Annotated in this window: 22 protein-coding genes and 1 pseudogene; 12 read left to right on the forward strand and 11 right to left on the reverse strand. The window is 31.5% G+C overall.

Annotated features, from left to right (window positions below):
- Positions 1-110: pseudogene (locus WFZ85_RS06880) on the forward strand (IS982 family transposase); the annotation flags it as partial.
- Here WFZ85_RS06880 and WFZ85_RS06885 read toward each other — a convergent pair.
- The 5 genes from WFZ85_RS06885 to WFZ85_RS06905 form a co-directional block, all read right to left on the reverse strand.
- Positions 91-336: a hypothetical protein gene (locus tag WFZ85_RS06885; protein WP_342695556.1), complete on the reverse strand. Its 246-nt coding sequence runs from the start codon at positions 334-336 to the stop codon at positions 91-93. The pseudogene WFZ85_RS06880 and the gene WFZ85_RS06885 overlap by 20 nt on opposite strands.
- Positions 337-382: 46 nt before the next feature.
- On the reverse strand, positions 383-1,492 hold the full coding sequence (gene pelF / locus WFZ85_RS06890; RefSeq protein ID WP_342695557.1) for a GT4 family glycosyltransferase PelF: 1,110 nt from the start codon (positions 1,490-1,492) through the stop codon (positions 383-385).
- The gene (locus WFZ85_RS06895; protein ID WP_342695558.1) at positions 1,449-1,919 is read right to left on the reverse strand and encodes a DUF3492 domain-containing protein; all 471 of its coding nucleotides are present in this window, start codon (positions 1,917-1,919) and stop codon (positions 1,449-1,451) included. Before WFZ85_RS06895 ends, pelF begins: the two co-directional genes overlap by 44 nt.
- A gap of 272 nt (positions 1,920-2,191) precedes the next feature.
- Entirely contained in the window at positions 2,192-3,721 is a 1,530-nt protein-coding gene (locus WFZ85_RS06900; protein WP_342695559.1) for a DEAD/DEAH box helicase, read from the reverse strand.
- A 75-nt stretch (positions 3,722-3,796) separates the two neighbouring features.
- Positions 3,797-4,312, reverse strand: coding sequence for a DUF6155 family protein (locus WFZ85_RS06905; protein WP_342695560.1), 516 nt, complete (start codon positions 4,310-4,312; stop codon positions 3,797-3,799).
- A gap of 83 nt (positions 4,313-4,395) precedes the next feature.
- On the opposite strand from WFZ85_RS06905, the gene WFZ85_RS06910 reads away from it, so the two are divergent.
- The 11 genes from WFZ85_RS06910 (at position 4,396) to WFZ85_RS06960 (ending at position 14,513) form a co-directional block, all read left to right on the forward strand.
- A complete protein-coding gene (locus tag WFZ85_RS06910; RefSeq protein ID WP_342695561.1) occupies positions 4,396-4,680 on the forward strand; it encodes a DUF3817 domain-containing protein in 285 nt (94 codons plus the stop codon).
- Positions 4,673-5,932, forward strand: coding sequence for a mechanosensitive ion channel family protein (locus WFZ85_RS06915; protein WP_342695562.1), 1,260 nt, complete (start codon positions 4,673-4,675; stop codon positions 5,930-5,932). The genes WFZ85_RS06910 and WFZ85_RS06915 overlap by 8 nt, the downstream gene beginning before the upstream one ends.
- 105 nt (positions 5,933-6,037) lie before the next feature.
- On the forward strand, positions 6,038-7,381 hold the full coding sequence (locus WFZ85_RS06920) for an OmpA family protein (protein ID WP_342695563.1): 1,344 nt from the start codon (positions 6,038-6,040) through the stop codon (positions 7,379-7,381).
- A 78-nt stretch (positions 7,382-7,459) separates the two neighbouring features.
- Positions 7,460-7,855, forward strand: a complete 396-nt coding sequence (locus WFZ85_RS06925) for a glyoxalase (RefSeq protein ID WP_342695564.1) — start codon at positions 7,460-7,462, stop codon at positions 7,853-7,855.
- Positions 7,856-8,107: 252 nt separating this feature from the next.
- Positions 8,108-8,821, forward strand: a complete 714-nt coding sequence (locus tag WFZ85_RS06930; protein ID WP_342695565.1) for an esterase family protein — start codon at positions 8,108-8,110, stop codon at positions 8,819-8,821.
- A 393-nt stretch (positions 8,822-9,214) separates the two neighbouring features.
- On the forward strand, positions 9,215-10,156 hold the full coding sequence (locus WFZ85_RS06935; protein WP_342695566.1) for an ATP-grasp domain-containing protein: 942 nt from the start codon (positions 9,215-9,217) through the stop codon (positions 10,154-10,156).
- 69 nt (positions 10,157-10,225) lie between these two features.
- A complete protein-coding gene (locus WFZ85_RS06940; protein WP_342695567.1) occupies positions 10,226-11,335 on the forward strand; it encodes a carboxylate-amine ligase in 1,110 nt (369 codons plus the stop codon).
- Between the two features lie 10 nt (positions 11,336-11,345).
- Positions 11,346-11,726, forward strand: coding sequence for a hypothetical protein (locus WFZ85_RS06945; RefSeq protein ID WP_342695568.1), 381 nt, complete (start codon positions 11,346-11,348; stop codon positions 11,724-11,726).
- Between the two features lie 41 nt (positions 11,727-11,767).
- Positions 11,768-12,607 (forward strand): type 1 glutamine amidotransferase, encoded by an 840-nt coding sequence (locus WFZ85_RS06950; protein ID WP_342695569.1) that lies wholly within the window; start codon positions 11,768-11,770, stop codon positions 12,605-12,607.
- A gap of 100 nt (positions 12,608-12,707) precedes the next feature.
- Entirely contained in the window at positions 12,708-13,898 is a 1,191-nt protein-coding gene (locus WFZ85_RS06955; protein ID WP_342695570.1) for a hypothetical protein, read from the forward strand.
- 93 nt (positions 13,899-13,991) lie between these two features.
- On the forward strand, positions 13,992-14,513 hold the full coding sequence (locus WFZ85_RS06960; RefSeq protein ID WP_342695571.1) for a hypothetical protein: 522 nt from the start codon (positions 13,992-13,994) through the stop codon (positions 14,511-14,513).
- Between the two features lie 76 nt (positions 14,514-14,589).
- Here WFZ85_RS06960 and WFZ85_RS06965 read toward each other — a convergent pair whose 3' ends face one another.
- The 6 genes from WFZ85_RS06965 to WFZ85_RS06990 all read right to left on the reverse strand — a co-directional run bounded on the left by WFZ85_RS06965 (position 14,590) and on the right by WFZ85_RS06990 (position 21,271).
- Positions 14,590-15,141: a hypothetical protein gene (locus tag WFZ85_RS06965; protein ID WP_342695572.1), complete on the reverse strand. Its 552-nt coding sequence runs from the start codon at positions 15,139-15,141 to the stop codon at positions 14,590-14,592.
- A gap of 171 nt (positions 15,142-15,312) precedes the next feature.
- Positions 15,313-16,533, reverse strand: coding sequence for an ATP-grasp domain-containing protein (locus WFZ85_RS06970; RefSeq protein ID WP_342695573.1), 1,221 nt, complete (start codon positions 16,531-16,533; stop codon positions 15,313-15,315).
- 3 nt (positions 16,534-16,536) lie between these two features.
- Positions 16,537-17,958 (reverse strand): leucyl aminopeptidase family protein, encoded by a 1,422-nt coding sequence (locus WFZ85_RS06975; RefSeq protein ID WP_342695574.1) that lies wholly within the window; start codon positions 17,956-17,958, stop codon positions 16,537-16,539.
- 82 nt (positions 17,959-18,040) lie between these two features.
- A complete protein-coding gene (locus WFZ85_RS06980) occupies positions 18,041-19,183 on the reverse strand; it encodes an alpha/beta hydrolase (RefSeq protein WP_342695575.1) in 1,143 nt (380 codons plus the stop codon).
- Positions 19,184-19,384: 201 nt separating this feature from the next.
- The gene (locus tag WFZ85_RS06985) at positions 19,385-19,876 is read right to left on the reverse strand and encodes a DUF2231 domain-containing protein (RefSeq protein ID WP_342695576.1); all 492 of its coding nucleotides are present in this window, start codon (positions 19,874-19,876) and stop codon (positions 19,385-19,387) included.
- 12 nt (positions 19,877-19,888) lie between these two features.
- A complete protein-coding gene (locus WFZ85_RS06990; RefSeq protein WP_342695577.1) occupies positions 19,889-21,271 on the reverse strand; it encodes a sensor histidine kinase in 1,383 nt (460 codons plus the stop codon).

The following is a 21,271-nucleotide window of genomic DNA, read 5'->3' on the forward strand; positions in this document are numbered from 1 at the left end:
GTTTTAAAACAAGAATATTAGCAAAAATTACAGCATTAACTTTAGTTCAATATATCAATAAATTCATCTTTGATAGACCAATAAATAATATTAAAAATCAAATAATTTAATTACACCCAACGGGTTATCTTTATAATCAGGAAGAGCGTTTATTTCGCGAAAGATATATTCAGCAAGAGATTTTATAGACTCAAACCCGTAATCCTCTGGCACATCAATATCTCGGATACCCAAAGACTCAATGGTAGCCATGACTACTCTCGTACTTACAGGCTTACCAACTTTATCTTTGATGTTGTGCATCAAAAATTCTATGTTATCAAATTGATTTTTCAATGTGGTAGGTTAGGGCAAAAATGAAAACTCTTTTTTATCTAAAGAATTACGAAGCTTCTTGAGCTTCCACTGGTATGAAAATTGGGTGAGGCATTTGAACTTGTTTGTGAGCTATAACTTTCTCATAAGCGTTTTCATATCCTTTAATGAATTTATCAATCGTAAAATTATCGATTACTTTTTTACGGGCATTTTTGCCCATTTGTAAACGCAATTGTTCATTTTGAAGTAATTCTACAACTCTGCTTCCAATTTCGATATAATCTTTAGGTTTGCATATAAATCCACATGAAGCATCTAATGCTTCAGAAACTCCACCAACGTCAGTAGCTACAACCGGAATTCCACAACTCATTGACTCAATAACTGTATAAGGAAATCCTTCTGATATAGAAGTTAAAATTGAAATATCGCCTTCACAAAATAATTGGTGTGGTTTTGCATGATAACCGGCTAATTTGAAATTTTCTTCAAGTCCAAGCTGAGCAATTAAATCGGTACACTCTTTGGTATATTCAGGAACGGCATTATTATCACCATAAACCAAATATTGAACATTTGGTATTGACTTTTTAACTTCACCACATGATTTAATCATGGTAATTATATCTTTCAATTCAAAGATTCTAGCCGCAGCAACAACCGTGGGAACATCTCTTAAATTTTCAGGTTTAGGCGAAGGCGAAAATAAATTATGGTCTACACCGTTATAAATAACATCTATTTTATCAGGATTAGCACCATACATTTTTTCCCAACTCATATTGAATTTATTTACTGATAATATAGCATCGGCTTTATAGTAAACTAATTCTGTTATACTCTCAGAAAAACGAATTAATAATTTTTTCAGGAAAAATGAATATTCTGATGTATTTATTGCAATTAATCGTTCTCTTATGAATACACCATGTTCAGTTGCAATAATTGGCGTGTTGTATTTATATTTTAAAACTAAGGCAGGAATAACAGGAAAACCAGAAATTGTTAAATGTGAAATATCTACCTTAGGAACATCTATTGAAATTGGAATTAAAAAACGATAAATCCATCTCATTCCCAATGTTAAATCATATAATGTTGCTTTCTCGTTATCTTTAAAAATAATTTCTTTAACAAGCGAACAAAATGTACTCCAAACTTCCTCGTGTAGCATGGTTTTTTTTGTAATCGTGCGTTTGGAAATATTCCCACATCAAAAACATAATCACATCAAAATCAGAAGCAACTCGTGTGTCAGAATATATACTTTTGATTAGCCTTCTAAAAATTGGAATAAATTTTTCAATTATGTCTTTATCATCTGATTTTTCTTTTATTCGAACAATTTTGTGAAACTTTTTGCCATAATCAATCATTTCTTGCGGCTCAAGTGGCGACCATAAAGGAACTTGTATTATTTTTTTAACGTTTTCTCCTAGCTCATACTTTGGTTTCAACTCATAATTAGCATTAATCGAATATAAAGAAAAGTTTGCATTGCTAACATCATTACACAACATATGTGACCAAGTTGAAACTCCACCACCATTAAATGGATAAGTTCCTTCTAAAATCAATAATATGTCATATTTTTTCTTCATAATGTTATACTTTATTTATTGGTTGAACAATTGTTAAAAAAATGTTTTTAGAATTACTATTTGGCTAACAATCACAGTACAAATTTATTTCGAAATTTGCAGTAATTACTATTTCTGACAATATATCTGTTAAAATTAAAAATATCATCGACGAACTGCATTTAGGTGAAAAATACATCGATGTAGTGCACACTTTAAAAGTGGTGAAATCGAAAATTGATAGTAAGAAAACAGAAAATTGAGATAATTTTAGTTGAAAAATGTCGTAAAAATCAAAAAATTAAACGCTCTCTGTATTTTTTGCCAATAGCTATATTAAGTTTGGTTTTATAGTCTTCAATTAGCCATTCACGATAATTTTTACTAGTTTTTCCGAGACAATTGACATATCGTATGACGCGACTTTCAATATCATCATTTAATAGCTTTGATAACATCCGAGCTGCTGTCAAATCAGTTGTATTATCCACACACATTAAAGCGTGTTGGTCAATAGATCTATCAATTACTTCTTTTGAACGCAAATTCTTGGCGGTAATTTTTTTAAATTCAGCTTCAATATCGATAGTTATTTCTGTTGATTTAGAAAACATTTTTCTTATAGCTTCGGGCATTGTATACTTAAAATGAGATTCAATTTCAGCATCATCTCTTAGATTTTCCAAATAAAACTCGGGCGATTTAAAAATATGTTGCCAATCTATTGGGTCGTTCCACAAACCAAATCGTAAAGCATTATTTCCTAAATCTATAACTATAAAACTGTCTTTGTTTGCTAGTTTTCTTGAACCACGACCAATCATTTGAAAATATAATGTCAATGATTTTGTGGCTCTGTTTAAAATAATACTTTCCACTGTAGGTTCGTCAAATCCTGTTGTCAATATACCTACTGAGGTTAAAATAGCGTCGGGCGTTTTCTTAAACCATTGCAAAATATCTTTTCTGTCCTCTGCTGATGTTGTATTGTCTAAATGTTTTATTGGAAATCCTGCTTCTTTAAAAGTTTGATATACATACAATGAAGTATTGATCCCATTGTTAAAAATAAGTGTTTTTTTTCTGAGTGATTTTTCTGTGTAAGCATGGAGTAATTTTTCTTGCATAACCATATTCATGTATAAATCATCGGAAGATTTTACAGTGTAATCTCCATTTATTCCAACCTTGAGCGATGTTAAACCAACGTCATAACTGTAAGTTGTAGCTTTTGCTAAAAAACCTTTGTCTATTAATGATTGAATAGTATCACCAACGATTAATTCACTGTAATTATGATGCATTGGCAATTTGATATTTGAGCTTAATGGCGTTGCAGTTACACCAAGGATGAAAGATTTTTTAAACTGGCTAAATAATTTTCTGAATGAATTATAATGCGCTTCATCAATAATTACTAATCCAACGTTATCAATCATTAATTTTTCGTCATTTAAACGATTTTTAAGTGTTTCCACCATTGCCACAAAACAAGAATATTCGTTTTGATCGGGCAATTCCTTTATTTTGCTATTGATAATTTTGTTTTTTACATCAAAACCTTTTAGCATTTTTGAGGTCTGCTTGCACAGTTCTATGCGATGCGTTAATACAACGACTTTTTTATCGTGTTTTGATAAAAACCGTCTAACAATTTCTGAAAAAATAACGGTTTTTCCTCCACCAGTTGGAAGTTGATACAATAAGTGGTAATCGCTTGGAGCGTTGTCTAATCGTTCAAAAATTTTGTCAATATCGCCTTTTTGGTAACCGTAAAGTTCCTTTTTTTCTTCAATTTCGATACTTAAATCTTTGTTAACCATATGTATTTTTACAATTTTGCAAAAGTACATTTAAAAAACACTTCACTCACAGTTTTCAGCTAAAATAACTGAAACTTAATATTCAAAACGCTCGACAATAGCATTAAAATCGGAAGCATTGACCCAGTTTTGCTCAATAGTTTCCTCTTTAATTGCTTCTGCTCTACTTTTAAAATCTTGTAAAATTCCGTTTTCGATTAAAAAAGCAATAGCTTGTTGAAAAGAAATGAGCATGCTTTTATAAAATGTTTCATTTTTTATTATTTTTTCAGAAGAGTAGGTTTGAACAATTTCTAAATTATAAAGCATTAAATCGGCAATAATGAAAGCATCAACTCCAAGTTTAGTGAATTGTTTTATGAACTTTTGCGCAACAGAACGACGCATTTTGGGTCTTTTCCCTCTAATTGGAAAATATTCGTTTGAAATTTTAAATTTTGCTTCTTCTAACAATTTATCTTCATTAGGATTGAAAACAAAGTCATAGTATGTTTTTACATCATTAAATTTATGATATAACTCAATTATTTGTTCTTCTAATTGCTCTTTGGTAAGTTCACTGAGGTATTTTTTTAAATCTCTTTTGCTCATTTTAAATGTATACGTACAAAAGTACTGGCTTTTTAGTATCTGTATAAATGTTATTACTTAATTTTGGCATTAAAAATTACATCATGATTAAACTTTTCAAATTTGTAGCCATTGCTGAAGGCATTTCATATTTAATTTTATTCTTTAATATGTTAGTTATTAAACCACAAAATCTAACATTATACAAAACCTTGTTGTTTCCTGTTGGAATGAGCCATGGACTATTGTTCATGGGTTATGTTTTACTGGCATTTATTATTAGAAATAATCAAAAATGGAGTTTTAAAGAATTGTTAATTGTACAGTTAGCTTCTCTGCTTCCTTTTGCTACTTTTTATGTTGAAAAAAAATATGTAAGAAATGCATAAAATCACTGAAAAAATATTTGGATGGAGTTATCCCATTTTTAAAAACCTTGATTTTGATGAAACGCTTTCCTCCTATTTAAGTCTGTTTGTCAATGTTTTATTACTTTCAATTTTATCTTATACTATTTTTTTAGCATCCAGATATTTCTTGGTTAGATTTATGATTGCATTAGCAAGAAAAACAAAAACTAAATTTGACGATTTACTGGTTTCAAATAAAACCGCAAAATATACGGCACATTTAATTCCTCTTCTTTTTATATATAAGTCTGTTCCAATCATTTTACAAGATTTTGTTTATTGGGAAACTATATTTGGCAAGCTAGTTGGAATCTATATCGTCATTCTTAGTCTTTGGATTATTAAAACTATTTTCAATGCACTTAAAGATTATTTAAAACAAAATCCTTCATTTAGTGATAAACCTATTGATAGTTACATTCAAGTAATTATGATTGTGCTTTGGGTTTTTGGCTTTGTTGTAATAGTGTCAAAAGTTTTTGATATCAGTACAGGGAAAATGTTAGGAACATTTGGTGCTATTTCTGCAATAATTATATTAATTTTTAGGGATACTATCTTAGGTTTTGTAGCCAGCGTACAAGTTTCTTTAAATGATATGGTTAGAATTGGCGATTGGATTACTTTTGATAAATTCGGTGCAGATGGTGACGTAATCGAAATAAACCTAGCTACTGTTAAGGTTAGAAATTTTGACAATACCACGACAACTATTCCTACCTACAGCATGATTTCAGACTCTTTCAGAAATTGGCGTGGTATGATTAATTCAAGTGGAAGAAGAATTAAAAGACATATTTTAATAAAAGCCAATACAATTCGTTTTTTAAATAAAAGTGAATTGGAAGAACTAAAAAAAATACAATTGGTAAGCAGTTACATCGAAAATCGCCAAATGGAAATTGATAAATTTAATGATACACATCAAATAGATAAGTCAATACTTATAAATGGTAGAAACATGACAAATTTTGGGTTGTTTCGTAAATACATCACCCAATATCTATATCAATATCCTGGATTGAATAAAGAAATGATTGTACTTTGCAGACAGTTACAACCTACGCCACATGGAATTCCACTTGAGATCTACGCGTTTTCAAGTGATAAAAGATTTGAAAATTATGAATATATCATGGCTGATATAATGGATCATATTTTTGCTTCTATTCAATACTTTTCATTGGAAATTTATGAAATGCCATCAGGAAAAAGTGATTTTATTATTTAATTTTTGATTTTTTTTCCTCTTTCTACCTAAAAAAATTGATTATCAATTGGAAAAAATTATATTTGTAAGGTTATTAACTTAATTTAATAATTTAATTTAATTCTAATGAAGAAATACTTACTAATTTTAGTACCATTTTTGTGCATTACAACATTTATTAACGCACAAAAGAAAGATGAAAATAAGAAAAAAAACCAAGAACTGATTAACGTTGAACCAGTAAATGAAGCAGTTGGTGAACGATTTAATAGATGGTCAATTGAAGCAAGTTTTGGTCAAGCAAAAGGTTCTAAACCATATACTGTAGGCTATTACGGAAACAAACCTGGTAGCTCTTTTGGAGGAATAGCTATTAACTCATACAGCATTGGAGCACGTTATATGTTCAGTCCAAAATTTGGTGTGAAAGCAAATGTTAACATCGATAATTTACAAGAACAAAATGGTTCTGGTAGTTTACCTTTTCAAATGGCTCATCATCAATTTACTGCCGAAGGTGTAACAAATTTGATGCGATTATTTGACATCCAAAAACAATCTGGTCGTTTTGGACTGTTATTCCATTTTGGTTTTAACATATCTAGTATGACGCCCGGAATGGGACCACAAGATAAAACAGAATGGAATGGCGGCGCTGTTGCTGGATTATCACCTCAATTTAGAATTCTTAAAAATGTTAGTGTTTTTGCTGATTTTACGATCAATTCAAATATTAGACAACATTATAATTGGGATGGAGTTACCTTTTCAGAACCTAATAATAATTTAACTGGAAGTTTAGTTCGTACTTCATTAGGTATTTCTGTTGCTTTAGGTAAAGGAAAAATTCACGGAGATTGGGCAATTATTGAAGACAAAAATGATGCAAAGCTTGACTCTTTAAATAGTAGAATTGGCGAAATTGAAGGTCTGATGAATGATAGCGATAAAGATGGCGTACCAGATTACCTAGATGTTGAAAACAATTCAATCGCAGGCGTTGCTGTAGATACTAAAGGTAGAATGGTTGATAAGAACAATAATGGTGTTGCCGATGATTTAGAGAAATATGTTGACAACTCTATCAACAATAATAACAATAAGACAGGTATTAACGATGGAATGCTAGATAAACTTATAAATGACGGTTATATCGCTGCTTATTTTAACTCTGGTAGTAAACAACCAACTAACGAATCATCCGACAACATAGGATTTATTTTAAATTATTTAAGAAATAATCCTAGTAAATCTGTTGATATAATTGGTTATGCCGATGAACTAGGAAATTCTGATAAAAACATTAAATTATCAAGCGACAGAGCACAAAGTGTTAAAACTATATTGATGAAATCAGGAATTAGCGAGTCTAGATTAAATATCGTTGGAAATGGTGTGGATGACTCTGTAGATAAAGACTCTGAATACGCAAGAAGATTGGTTCGAAAAGTTGTATTCAAGATAAAATAATTAACAAATAATTATTAATAACTATAATTTAACCTCTGCTTTTTAGCAGAGGTTTTTTTATAACTTTATAATAAAAAAATGGAAACTCGAGATATCACGGTACTTGAATTAAGAGGCAATGCAATTGGTTCAATTTTTAACCAATCTTCTGTTGAGGAAGCATTTCAAAATAAAACATTACGACCAATTCTTAAACTACAAAATGATTTACTAATTCAAGTATTTATCAACTATGCTGTAAAACAGAAAAGTGTGTTTTTTAGTCTTAGTCCTGATAAAAAATTAAATTACATAGAAAATGTTATTCAGCGAGACATTAAATTTAGAAATGCATTAAAAGGAATGATAATAGCTTTTTTTACTCTAGACGAATATGCGGAGTATATATTAAATTCTTCAAATTTAAATAAACGAATGATGAATATGCTCGTTGAAAGACTAAAAAGCCAAGTGCAGTTAATCGAGCTTAACTAGTAAATATCAAATTCGTAACATTTCTGCACGATTAATTTCCTGTTTTTTCTTTTTCCTACTGTTTTGAAAATTAAAAAAAGTCAATTTTTATTAAGGAAAATAAAATTCCCTGTGCTGATTTTCTGTTTTTTTTAAATAATTTCCACAAACTTGTAATCAATAAAAATTATATCATAATTATTGACTGAACGCAAATTTTTATTCTTTTCACAACATATTTTTTATTATAATTGTTAAAACTATTAAACATTTATGAAAGAAGAATATTTTAAATGGTATTCACCCAATTTAAGCCGTGAAATACAGATGCTAGTTTTTGGTCATTCAGGATACCCAATCATCCTATTCCCTACTTCTATGGGAAGTTTTCACGAAAATAAAGACCAAGGATTAATAGATAGTGCTCGATGGTATATTGAAAACGGACTGATACAAATTTTTTGTCCAGACAGTATTGATAAAGACAGTTTTTACAATAGAAATATTCATCCAGTACATCGCATTCGTAATCATATGTGGTATGATAAAATGATTTGCCACGAAATTGTAGAACGTGTTAAAAACAATACTCATGCCGGAAAAGTAGCTGTCGCAGGCTGTAGTTTTGGAGGATATCACGCAGCTAACTTCGCCTTTCGTCATCCAGGTTATGTTAGCCACATGTTTTCCATGAGCGGTGCTTTTTCTATCAAAAGTTTTATGGATGGACATTGGGATGATGATGTATTCTACAATTCACCCGAAGATTATCTACACGGATTAAACGATGGCGAATTATGGAATATGGATATTATTCTAGGAACATCCAATTGGGATATTTGTCTAGATTCTAATTTGAAATTAAGTAAAGTTTTAGCTCAAAAAGACGTTCCACATTGGCTTGATATTCGTCAGGATAGAGAACACGATTGGCCGGTTTGGAGAGAAATGTTTCCTCACTATTTATCTAGAATTAAATTTTTCTAAAATAATAAACCAAATCGAGTTTGGTTTAAATAAAACAAAGAAAGTAGTAAACCGAATCGAGTTTGGTTCAAGCAAAACAAAGAAAGTAGTAAGCCGAATCGAGTTTGGTTTAAATAAAACAAAGAATGTATAAAGCCGAATCGAGTTTGGTTTAAGCAAAACAAAGAAAGTAGAAAGCCGAATCGAGTTTGGTTTAAACAAAATAAAGAAAGTAGAAAGCCGAATCGAGTTTGGTTTAAGCAAAATAAAGAAAGTAGAAAGCCGAATCGAGTTTGGTTTAAGCAAAACAAAGAAAGTATAAAGCCGAATCGCGTTTGGTTTAAACAAAATAAAAAATTCAATAAGCGTAAATAAATTTTAAAACAAAAATTATAATCAACTAATAGCAGAATTATGAAAAAGATTGGAATTTTATTCGGAATGGAAGATACTTTTCCGCAAGCATTTATAGACAGAGTAAATTCAAAAAATGTAAAAGGTATAGTTGCCGAGGCAGTGACTATTGACAAAGTGGTGCAAAACAAAGGTGGCGAATATGCTGTAATTATCGATAGAATTTCGCAAGACGTTCCGTTCTATCGTGCTTATTTAAAAAATGCAGCGTTAACTGGAACCAATGTAATTAACAATCCGTTTTGGTGGAGTGCTGATGATAAGTTCTTCAATAATGCGCTAGCTGATACACTTGGTGTTCCATTGCCAAATACCGTAATACTTCCTTCAGCTGAACATCCAACTGATACCACTTCCAAATCATTTAGAAATCTTAAATATCCTATGGATTGGGATGGCATTTTTGACTACATCGGATTTCCAGCTTATATGAAACCTTATGCTGGCGGTGGATGGAAAAACGTTTATCGATTAGAAAACAAAGAAGAATTTTGGCAAAAACACCAAGAAACGGGACAATTAGTAATGCTTCTGCAAGAAGAAATTGTTTTTCAAGACTATTATAGAGTGTATTGTTTAGGTGGAAAAGCCGTTCGTATAATGCCTTATGAACCAAGAAATCCGCATCATTTGCGCTATGTAGTTGAAAACCCAAATACGGATAAAAAACTAATGGCAACTATTAAAGATTACACACTTCGTCTTTGTAAAGGCTTAGGATATGATTTCAATACAGTAGAATTTGCTGTTCGCGACGGAATTCCTTACGCAATTGATTTTGGAAATCCAGCTCCAGATGCAGAATACACTTCGGTTGGTGCTGAAAATTTTGAATGGGTTGTAGAAGAAGCGGCTAAAATGGCGATAGATTTTGCTAAAAAACACAAAGACGGAAAAATGAACCTCACTTGGGGAACATTTATCAAGGATTCTGTTAAATAGTTTTTAGTCTCAGTAATCAGTAAACATACTGAGAACTGCGACTGCTACTGAACACTAAAAGTAATGATTATGTCAAAAAAATTACCAATATTCACACTTGGTGTGGAAGAAGAATACCAAATAATTGATCCTGAAACACGTGATTTGCGCTCTCATTTATCCAAAATTGTAGATGGTGCAAAAATCATTTTAAACGAACAGGTAAAAGCTGAAATGCACCAATCTGTTGTTGAAGTGGGAACCAATATTTGTAAAAATGTAAAAGAAGCTAAAGACGAAATTCGATTTCTAAGAAGTAAAATCGTTGAACTTGCTCATAAACAAGGATTGGTAGTTGGTGGTGCAGGAACGCATCCTTTCTCTCGTTGGCAAGACCAACCAATCACTGATGATCCGCGTTATCATCATATTGTTAACGAATTGCAAGATGCGGCTCGTTCTAACTTAATATTTGGAATGCATTGCCATGTTGGTATAGAAAATCGCGACATTGGATTGCAATTGATGAACCAAGCAACGTATTTTTTGCCACATATTTTTGCGCTTTCTACTAATTCTCCTTTTTGGGAAGGAAGAAATACGGGTTATAAATCCTTCAGAACCAAAGTTTTTGATAAATTTCCACGAACGGGTTTACCAGAATATTTTGATAGCGTTCAGTCGTATGATAACTATTTGGATACGTTGGTAAAAACAGGTTGTATTGATAATCCAAAGAAAATTTGGTGGGATTTACGTTTGCATCCTTTCTATGACACGATTGAATTTCGTATCACCGATATGAGTTTGACTGTGGATGAAGCCATGTGTATTGTGGCAATTATTCAAGCTATTGTAGCAAAATTGTATAAATTAACTGTTTCAAATACTAGTTTTAACATCTATCGAATTGCCTTAATCAGAGAAAATAAATTCCGTGCCGCTCGATATGGTATCGAAGGAAATATGATTGATTTTGGACTGAAAGAAGAAGTTGAAACCAAACTTTTATTACACGAATTGTTGGAGTTCATTGACGATGTAGTTGATGAATTGGGCAGTCGCGACGAAATTAATTACATTCATACCATTTTGAATGAAGGAACTGGTGCTGATAAACAATTGCGTGTTTTCGAACAAACCAAAGATTTATCAAAAGTTGTGGACATGATTACAACAGAATTTACTAAAGGACTTTAAATACTTAAAAATGAAAACATTAAGATTACTATTTTTATTTACTTTATTTTTTTCTAACTTTATTGTGGCGCAAAAAGATGTTCCTCAGTTTGAAATAAAAATTTCTTTGCAAAGAAATAAAGTTGTTTTACAAAAAGTTTCTGGAACAAATTTTATTGATATGTCTATTAGCAAAAATGAATTTTATCTCAATCAAAACGGTATGATTGACATCGATAAAGATCAAGAAGAATTAACAATCTCTGACTTTGTTTTTAGTATCAAAAAAGTAGGTAAAACAATTTATTTTAAGAGTTTTAAAGGTACTATTTGGCGAGATATGAGTATTGTATTAGATGATTTTTCATACGGTGTAATTAATCAAAACGGAATCTCTACCAAACCCCTTTAAATTATTTCTTTTTTGTTACTATTGCATAATAATTTATTCCAATGAACAATACCATCAAAATAGCGATTTTAGACATGTATAATGGCGAACCCAATCAAGGAATGCGCTGTATTATAGACATTATCAATCGATTTAACCAAATAGTTACGTTTCAGATTTTTGATATTAGAGGAAAATCGCAGTTCCCCGATATTAAAAAGTTTGACATCTACATTTCCACTGGCGGACCAGGAAATCCATTAGAAGGCGATGGAAATTGGGATTTAAAATGGTATGATTTTATCGACCAATTGTGGCAGTGGAATAAAGAGCAATCCCGAAGTGTCGGGACAAAAAAGCATGTCTTATTCATTTGTCACTCGTTTCAAATGGCTTGTCATCACTTTGGTTTGGCTACATTGAATAAACGAAAATCAACTTCTTTTGGCGTAATGACCATTCATAAAACCGAAGACGGAACAACCGATCCAGTTCTTGAAGGTTTACAAAATCCATTTTACGCTATCGATAGCAGAGATTATCAAGTGGTGCAACCAAAATTGAGTATTTTTAAGAAAAAAGGCGCTCAAATTATTGCTTTGGAAAAAATCCGAAATCATGTTGAATACGAACGAGCGATTATGGGAGTTCGATTTTCGAATGAATTTGTGGGTTTACAATTCCATCCTGAAGCCGATGCCCTGAGCTTTGTGGCTAACCTTAAAAGCAAAGAAAAAAGAGAAAATATCATCGCGATGAAAGGTAAAACCAAATTCCGAGACATGCTTGAGGATTTATTGGACGAAGATAAAATCTACAAAACCAATGAAACGATTATCCCGAATTTCCTCCGAATTGCTATAAACGATTTGATGAAACATAGAAAAACGTTATCTAATTAGTATCAAGTAAAAAGTATTAAGTATCAAGACTATATTTTGACTGTCAAAATCTTAATACTTAATTTTCCTGTCTTAATACTTTAGTCTTAATACTCAACCAATGAACACCAACTATAGAAATCAATTCAACCAAGCTTTTTCAGTAGAAAAATACAATGCTTTTATTGACGACATTAACTCTGATTTTGATTATAAAGTAACCTTTAGAATCGGAGAAACACCTTTTTTTATTCCCAATGAATTAAAAGAACAATTGCTCGAAGGTTGCCAACAAGTAATTGATTTTATTCAACGTGATGATTTCAAGAGTTTAACCGAAAGAGCTTTGGAACTCAACAGAAAAGTACCAAATGAGGATAATCATACTACATTTTTAGCCATCGATTTTGGAATTTGTGAAGAAGATGGAAAAATCGTTCCTAAGCTGATTGAAGTACAAGGATTTCCATCGTTGTTTAATTTTCAAAATCATTTATCCGAAAAATTCGTTTCGCATTATCCTTTTTTATCAGAACTCACACCTTTTTTGAATGGTTTAAATCAAGAAAGTTATTTGGCTTTAATTAAAGAAGTTATTACTAATAACATTCCAATAGAAAATGTAATTCTGCTGGAAATTGAACCTGAGAAACAAAATACCAAAATCGACTTTTATTACTGCAAGAAAGACATCGGAATACCTTTTGTTTGTGTAACTGAATTATATGAAAAAGGAAATCAATTGTTTTATAAAAATGACAAAGGAGAAGAAATTCAAGTAAAGCGAATTTACAACCGTGTGATTTTTGATGAATTGGATTTACGCACTGATTTGCAACTCAATTTTGATTTCTCAAAAAGCTATGATGTAGAATGGGCTGGACATCCAAACTGGTTTTTCCGAATTAGTAAATTTATTTTGCCTTATTTGAAAGGAAAGTATTTTATAGAAACCACACTCCTATCTGATTTAAAGGAAATTCCAAATGATTTAGAAAATTATGTATTAAAACCTTTGTTCTCTTTCTCAGGAAGTGGCGTAATTTTCCACGTAAAACGAGAAGATATCGAAGCCGTGACCGAAAAAGATTTATACATTCTTCAGAAAAAAGTACATTACAAACCTATTATTCAAAGTCCTGACGGATTGGTAAAAGCCGAAGTTCGCTTGCTAGCCGTTTGGCCAAAAGATGACGGAAAACCAACATTAGTAACCAATTTAGTTCGACTAAGTCGTGGCGAAATGATTGGCGTAAAATTTAACAAAGACAAAGACTGGGTTGGCGGAACTGTTGGAATGTTTGAGAAGTAGTTTAAATTACTATTATTTTAAACACAAACTTGTCATTTCGTAGAAGGAGAAATCCAATAAGAATGGGTTTAATAGATTAACATAAAAGAAATTATGCAAAAAGAGCTTATTAAAATTATTGAACTAGAAAATAGTAATGATTTTGAGTTAGCATTTCTAGAATATGATAATTTATACAATCAAAATAAAAGTGATTTCGAAGTTTGGAAATATTTTTATTTTTTTCTTTGGATAATAATAGAAAATATGCCTAATGATTTTGTTGAAAAAATAAAACGAGAAGAAAGGTTAAAAGAAATGTTTTCTGATGGTAATTCAAAATTCTCAAATAATCCTGAATTTAATTTTATTGTTGGCTACACGATGTCTATTTTTCCATATGAGTTTGGAGATTTTGACGAATATGAAAAAAAAGCAGAAGAGTTACTTGAAAAAGCAAGAAATCTTGACCCAATTAATCCAATTTATAAAATGGTTTGTTTAAGTAGTTCTATAGATGATAATTCAGAAGAATATCTTTTGGCTTCGGCTGAAGCTGCACAAATTGTAAAAGAAAAATATAACGGTATCGGACTTTATAATGATTATTTTATTCAAGTTTTATATAGGATATAAAACTCTATATCGATTCAATACAAAAAGTTGAATTGAAGTGACTATTATGTGATTTCTCCTTCGTCGAAATGACAACTTAGAGATACATCTTTTTTATTTCCAAAAAACTCTTTTCTGTTGTAACCAATCTCTCTACGATTTCTTTTCGCAATACTTCCAAATCATCAAATTGTAAATACTTTGACCAAGCGGTTTCGGTTAAAATTTCTTTAATGACTTTAATGGTTTTTGCAGTTTCAGAAGCATTTCTTAGAACATATTTCGGCTCATAATCTGGTGAAAGTTTATGATAAAAATTTACTTCCTTTCCCGAAGTTTCGGGACTAAAATCTACTTTTATAAAAAACAATTTTGAGGTTTCATCATTTGGATAGAAATCGGTCCAATGTGCAAAACCAACTTTAGTTTGCTGCGATTTGAAGTTTTCATCGGCTATTAATCGCCAGCGACAATTGGCAGCTCTTCCCCAATGATTGGAAGTTCGATACACACCAACTTCCGTAAAAATATAACCACTACCCGATTTGCTTTTGTGATTTATCGGTAGATTTTCAATTTCAGCAAAAGAAACTTCTCGCCAAAGGCAAAAAGTGTGTTTGTGGAAGTTGAGTTTGGTGTAGGTTTTCAAGAAACTTTTTTTTTAAATCGTAAATTAAAGTCAATTTAATAAAACCATTAAGATATTAAGTTTCATTAAGATTGTTGAGCTTAATTTTCTTAATCTCTTAATGGTTTCAAAAAACAATTAATTTAGATTGAAAAATTTAAACTAATAATTTGTGAATTTTTATGTTACTAATTAATGCAATTTTTTTACCGCTTCTTGTTGTGCAACGGTAGCAAAATCTCGAACCAATCTTTCGGCGTAATCATCTAATAATTCACGAACTCTGGCGTGATTATCGCTTTTTACAATCAATCCAGCGTGGTATTCTAGCGGCACACGGAAACACACTTCGCTATCGTTGAAACCCGATAAATCTGGATGTTCAAATTTGGATAAAGTCAATACAATTCCGGCAAAGCCTTTGTTTATTTTTGGTAATTTATATTCTTTACCTTTTACTAAACTATCTTCAATTTTTGCCCATTCGCTCCAAAGATTTACACTCGAAGCTGCTTCGACCATTTCGGCTAAATGCGCGCCACCAACTCGCGACGATGTTTCTAAAAAGTAAATTTTTCCGTCATCATTGCATTTGATAAACTCGGTATGATTGGCACCGTGTTGCATACCAAAAGCTTTCAAAACTTGTTCGTTTACTTTTTTGATTTCTTTATCATCTTTGGTATTGTATGGAATATTGGCACTTCTAAAAATGCCGCCACCTTGCGAAATTTCCATTGGTGTTGCTAAATATTGTGATGTAATCGAAAATAACGTTTTACCTTTTAAATTTAAACCATCACAATGATAAACTGCGCCAGGTTTGAATTGTTCCACCAAATATTTAATACGATTTTCATTACCTAATTCATGAATTTTTTGCCACAATTCTTCTTTGGAATGTACTTTCATAATTCCTGATGCTGAAGCTTCGGAACGCGGTTTTAAAACCCATGGTGCGTCAACGCTATCGGCAAATTCATTGATTTCTTCATCGTTGAATAAAGCACTAAACGCTGGAATTGGAATTCCTGCATCTTTGGCACGCATGCGCATAGCGAGTTTATCACGGAAATATCTTCCAGTGGTTTGTCCCATTCCAGGCATACGAAGGTTTTCACGAAGAAACGCTGCTTTTTCTACATCAAAATCGTCCAATGCAACGATTCCATCAATTTTTTTATGACGCATTAAACCTGCAACTCCTGCAAGCAAATCGTCTAAATTCCAATCAACATCTTGTCCAGGCATGAAAAATATTTCATCAATATATTCCATTGCCCATGGTTTATCACGAAGTTTTTCAGAGGTAATTAAATAGACACGATTTCCTTGTTTTTTTAAATTGATTAAAAAATCATTTCCTTTAAAATAATTGGAAATACAAATAAAATTTTTGATTGGATTTTCCATATGCTATAGATTTTCGATGAATTTAGTAATTAAATGTACGCCATAAGCCGTAGCGGTTTTGGTTTTGGCAAATTCGCTGTCGCCAAAAGCAACTCCAGCAATGTCAAGATGTGCCCAAGAGGAATGTTTTTCGGTAAAAAATTCTAAAAATTTAGCTGCCGAAATTGCTCCAGCAACAGGTTTTCCTGAATAGTTTTTTACATCGGCAATTTCGCTATCGATATCGCCTTTATAATCGTCCCAAAGTGGTAATTGCCACAACTTCTCTCCTATTTGGCTACCTGAATTTTGCAGTTTTTTGGATAAATCTTCATTGTTAGTGAACAAACCAGCGCATTCGTAACCTAAAGTTCCCACAACACTTCCAGTTAAAGTAGCTAAGTCAAGAACCGTTTCGGGTTTGTAATTTTTAATTAAATACGATAAACCATCGGCAAGAATTAATCGACCTTCGGCATCAGTATCAATGATTTCAATGGTATGACCTGAATAACTGTTAATCACATCACTAGGTAAAAACGAAGTCGCATCAACAGAGTTTTCACAAGCAGGAACAATTGCCGTAACTTGATACGGTAATTGCAAATCGGCTATCAATTGCATTGCGCCTAAAACAGCTCCAGCTCCAGCCATATCGCATTTCATTTGCACCATTCCAGCTGTTTTAATATTCAAACCACCAGTATCAAACGTAATTCCTTTTCCAACCAAACCAATATGTTTTTTGGCGTTGGCTGGATTGTATTCCATAATTATAAATTGTGGTGCGCGAGCACTTCCTTGCCCAACGGAAAGGAACGAATGCAAACCAATTTCAGTTGCTTTTTCTTTGCCAAAAACAGTTACATTGAAACCATATTTTTTTCCAGTTTCGGTTGCCCAATCGGCTAAGTATTTAGGTGTTACTTTATTAGGCGGTAAATCAACTAAGTTGAATGTTTCAAGTTGTGCTTGTGCGATTTTAATTCCTTTTGAAATTATTTCGTCTAGATTTTCTTTAGCAATATATTGAAAGACAAAATCATTTGTCAAAAAAGGATGTGCTTCTGTTTTTTTATAATGTCCTAAATTATATGTTCCTAAAACTAATCCTGAGAACAAGGCTTCTACTTGTTCGTTTTTAAGTTCATTTGGAACAACAACAATAAGATTTTTGCTAAAAAGTTCTTTTTGTTTTGCAGCAATTCTTCTAAATATTATTTTAATTGATTTATAATCAATTTCTTTTCCTAATCCAATGAAGATATGAGTACAATCGTATTTTTCTACTACATAATGTGTGTCTTTCTTTCCATAAAATACTTTTGATGGCACAGAAATTCCGTGATATTCTATGGGAATTATATTTTTTTCATATGTTTCAAAAACAGGAATTAAAATCGTTCCTGAGAAATTATCCAGATTTTGTATTTGTTTTGTTTTCATTTTTTTATTTTTTTCTTAACCACTAAGAACACGAAAGAAGCAAGAAGCTCAACAAGTTATTAATATTTAGGATTTGATTTAATTACTCATTTTTATCACTAAAATACAACCATTCAATAGCTTTGGGAAATTCGTCACTCCAATAGACTTCGTTGTGTTTTCCTTCCATATTGATACTTAAACGGATTTTCATTTTGTCTTCGTAGCCTTCTTTTTTTAGCAATCGTTTTTTAAACTGCTTTACATGATCAATCATTGTCGCACTTTCATCGCCTCCAGCATAAAGATAAATTCTCATGTCTTGTGGTTCATCCATATCTAGAAAAGACAATTTTATTTTTGGAACAACCCAAAGTGATGGTGAAAAAATCATCAATTTTCCAAAAACTTCAGGATACATAATTCCAGAAAAAATACTTACTAATCCGCCCATTGAGCTTCCTCCAATTCCCGTAAATTCTCGTTCGGGTTTCGTTCTGAAATTATCGTCTACAAAAGGTTTTAGTGTATCGGTTAAAAAGCGAATGTATTTTTTTCCTTGACCATTTCCTAAAACGGTATTGCCAACGTTGTATTCTTTTATGCGTTCTTTTTCAGCATGTTCCACTGCAATAACGATTATTTTCCCAATGTTATACTCCGCCATTACGGCTAATTTTTTATCAATTTCCCAGTTGCCATATTTGGCTTTTTCATTAAACAAATTTTGAGCATCTTGAAGATATAACACCGGATAATGTTCTGTTGATGTCTTGTAGTCATGTGGTAATAACGCCCAAATTCTTCGGGTTTTATTTAGTTGTGGGATTTCAAATTCTTCGGAAATAAGATGTACTTCAGGTAAAAATTTTGATTTAAAAGGCAACCAATTGTGTCGCCATTTAGCAACATGTTCTTTTCTGACGCCATTGTGTTGTTTGCAACTTCTATTTTCGGTACGATTCCCGAATTTGTCAATTTCAACCTCACTCCAATCACCGCGCGTAAATTTATAGAGTAATTCATCGGGATAATTGAAATCGCGAGCAAACTTATAGTGATATAGGCCTTGTCCAACGCGATCCATTTCAAATTTTTTGTCCTGCGTTACCCAATTGTTGAAATTTCCTGAGATATAAACTGGTCGTTCGTCGTCTTCGTCTGTGGTTAAAATAATATTGAGTTGGGGTTCAACTATTTTTTTGATTGCTAAATTGTCTGTCAGACTACTTAATTCATTACTCATTGTGGCTACTATTATCTTTACTTGATTAAAGGTAAATATACAGCAATGGTTTTTGTTTACAAAGTATTTTAAAAAATTTAGTTGATGTTTTATAAACTACAATTTTTATTGAAGTAAATGAATTTTAATTAAGCATTAAACAAAAAAACCTAATAGTTGTTGGCTATTAGGTTAAATTGTAAATTAAAAATTAAAGAAAAATTATTCTTTTTCTTCTTTATTTTCTTGTGTTTCTACATTTGTTGAAGCATCATTAGCTCTTATTTCAGTATGACGAATTTCGCCACCGCTTGTGCCTACTTTTTGAGCAATAAAAATACCAATTATAGAAATGCCTAGCACAAGGAATGATAGTAGTTTAGCTTTACTGTGATTTTTAAAGTTTGTGTATAAACCTAACAAAGAAACCACGCCCAAGACATACAAAACTACAGCAAGTTTTTCTGCAATTTCCTCGTGTTCATGAATAATTTTCTTTCCAATATTTGGCATTTCCTCTACTATTTCCTCTGCACCTTCGCCAGTTGACATACTGATAGCTGCAAATATTGCAGCAATTACGAATAAAAAATAAGAAACATTTTTTATTGATTTATTTTTTAATAGAATTCCACTCAAAAGAATTCCTGCGCCAAAAATCGTCCCAATGATAGGAAAATGATTAACTAAAAGATGTAGATGTGCGTCGTTCATAATTTTTTTGTTTTATTGGTTAATTGTAATAATTACTTTAGTTCCCTTACTTTCCTCACTCTCAATGTTAATATCAAATTCGAGCAAATCGCATAACCTTTTTACGATGGAAAGACCAAGTCCTGTTCCTTTAATCTCGCTTTCGTGAGTGTTTTTAGAACGATAGAATTGATTGAATATTTTATCCATATCATCCTTAGCGATGCCAATGCCATAATCAATGATAGAACAACTGATTTTAGTATGTTCTTCATGCAATTGAATTAAAACATCTGAACCTTTATTAGAATATTTTATAGCATTTGTCAATAGATTGTTGATTATAATCGAAAACAAATAACTATCTGTTTTTACTATTAATTCTTTAGAAAATTCAAAATTTAATTTTAATTTTTGATCGGCGATAGCGACCTTATTTCTAGAAATAGTGTCAGCAATCAAATTATTTAAGCTAATTTCTTCAAGTTTTAAATTTTGTTTTTGATTTTCAAATCTAGCCAATAAAAGCAACTCATCTACAAGATTGTTTAAGCGATTAACTTCTAGAATACAGTATTCAATTTTTTCTTTATATTCCTCAGGATTACGAGGTTTACGTACTAAAACTTCTAATGTTCCCTTAATTACAGCCAACGGTGTTCTAAGTTCATGCGAAGCGTCAGAAGTGAATTGCTTTTCCCTTTCTATCGCATTTTCAACTCTATCCAATAAGTTATTGATGGTCTTTGACAAGGTGAACAATTCGTCTCGATTGGCAGGCAAAGGAATTCGAGATTTTAAATTATCTTTTGTGATAACATTTGAAGTTTGGATGATGGAACTAATTGGTTTTATGCTTCTACCCGCGATGAAGCGCGCTATAAGAAAAAGTACAATTAATATCAATGGATAAGCGACCACAAGTACTGTAAATAAATTATTTAAAACCAGTGCAGTATCAACAAGTGAAACCGCAACAATTAAATAGCCAATAATTTTACTGCCTTGATATAAAGGAACTTGTATTTGACGAACGGCAATGTTTTCCAGTTTGGCATCAAATAGCGTATTGTTTGGAAGTTCAGAATAAAAGTTAAGTTGTTTTTGTTTTAGATTAGGAGATTTTTCAACCAATGCGCCCAATTCATCTACAAACTGAATAAAAGCCGGACTTACATCTACTTTATTTACTTGAGCCGTTTTCCATTGCTCTTCTCTAACTAAGAGTACGCAGTTTTCGATAACTTCAATCTCTTTTAGATGTTTTGCTACTTCAATTTTTATGTCATTGTTTACTTTTACATACACGCTGTAACGTACAATGGCATAAATAACAAAAAACACTACAAAAATTAATAGTGCTGTTGAAAATAAATAATTAGAAGCGATTCTGTTTTTAAAAGATAGTCTTTGCAT

This window comes from Flavobacterium aureirubrum (assembly GCF_038739835.1).
In the GTDB taxonomy this organism is placed as follows: Bacteria; Bacteroidota; Bacteroidia; order Flavobacteriales; family Flavobacteriaceae; genus Flavobacterium; species Flavobacterium aureirubrum.

What these genes read in the sequence shown, in the direction of transcription:
- WFZ85_RS06975 (WP_342695574.1), bottom strand. Translation starts at nt 17,958, where the DNA reads ATGAAAACAAAACAAATACAAAATCTGGATAATTTCTCAGGAACGATT.
- WFZ85_RS06955 (WP_342695570.1), top strand. Translation starts at nt 12,708, where the DNA reads ATGAACACCAACTATAGAAATCAATTCAACCAAGCTTTTTCAGTAGAA.
- WFZ85_RS06910 (WP_342695561.1), top strand. Translation starts at nt 4,396, where the DNA reads ATGATTAAACTTTTCAAATTTGTAGCCATTGCTGAAGGCATTTCATAT.
- WFZ85_RS06920 (WP_342695563.1), top strand. Translation starts at nt 6,038, where the DNA reads ATGAAGAAATACTTACTAATTTTAGTACCATTTTTGTGCATTACAACA.
- WFZ85_RS06990 (WP_342695577.1), bottom strand. Translation starts at nt 21,271, where the DNA reads ATGCAAAGACTATCTTTTAAAAACAGAATCGCTTCTAATTATTTATTT.
- WFZ85_RS06940 (WP_342695567.1), top strand. Translation starts at nt 10,226, where the DNA reads ATGTCAAAAAAATTACCAATATTCACACTTGGTGTGGAAGAAGAATAC.
- WFZ85_RS06900 (WP_342695559.1), bottom strand. Translation starts at nt 3,721, where the DNA reads ATGGTTAACAAAGATTTAAGTATCGAAATTGAAGAAAAAAAGGAACTT.
- WFZ85_RS06930 (WP_342695565.1), top strand. Translation starts at nt 8,108, where the DNA reads ATGAAAGAAGAATATTTTAAATGGTATTCACCCAATTTAAGCCGTGAA.
- WFZ85_RS06915 (WP_342695562.1), top strand. Translation starts at nt 4,673, where the DNA reads ATGCATAAAATCACTGAAAAAATATTTGGATGGAGTTATCCCATTTTT.
- WFZ85_RS06950 (WP_342695569.1), top strand. Translation starts at nt 11,768, where the DNA reads ATGAACAATACCATCAAAATAGCGATTTTAGACATGTATAATGGCGAA.
- WFZ85_RS06925 (WP_342695564.1), top strand. Translation starts at nt 7,460, where the DNA reads ATGGAAACTCGAGATATCACGGTACTTGAATTAAGAGGCAATGCAATT.
- WFZ85_RS06905 (WP_342695560.1), bottom strand. Translation starts at nt 4,312, where the DNA reads ATGAGCAAAAGAGATTTAAAAAAATACCTCAGTGAACTTACCAAAGAG.
- WFZ85_RS06960 (WP_342695571.1), top strand. Translation starts at nt 13,992, where the DNA reads ATGCAAAAAGAGCTTATTAAAATTATTGAACTAGAAAATAGTAATGAT.
- WFZ85_RS06945 (WP_342695568.1), top strand. Translation starts at nt 11,346, where the DNA reads ATGAAAACATTAAGATTACTATTTTTATTTACTTTATTTTTTTCTAAC.
- WFZ85_RS06980 (WP_342695575.1), bottom strand. Translation starts at nt 19,183, where the DNA reads ATGAGTAATGAATTAAGTAGTCTGACAGACAATTTAGCAATCAAAAAA.
- WFZ85_RS06970 (WP_342695573.1), bottom strand. Translation starts at nt 16,533, where the DNA reads ATGGAAAATCCAATCAAAAATTTTATTTGTATTTCCAATTATTTTAAA.
- WFZ85_RS06895 (WP_342695558.1), bottom strand. Translation starts at nt 1,919, where the DNA reads ATGAAGAAAAAATATGACATATTATTGATTTTAGAAGGAACTTATCCA.
- WFZ85_RS06935 (WP_342695566.1), top strand. Translation starts at nt 9,215, where the DNA reads ATGAAAAAGATTGGAATTTTATTCGGAATGGAAGATACTTTTCCGCAA.
- WFZ85_RS06985 (WP_342695576.1), bottom strand. Translation starts at nt 19,876, where the DNA reads ATGAACGACGCACATCTACATCTTTTAGTTAATCATTTTCCTATCATT.
- pelF (WP_342695557.1), bottom strand. Translation starts at nt 1,492, where the DNA reads ATGCTACACGAGGAAGTTTGGAGTACATTTTGTTCGCTTGTTAAAGAA.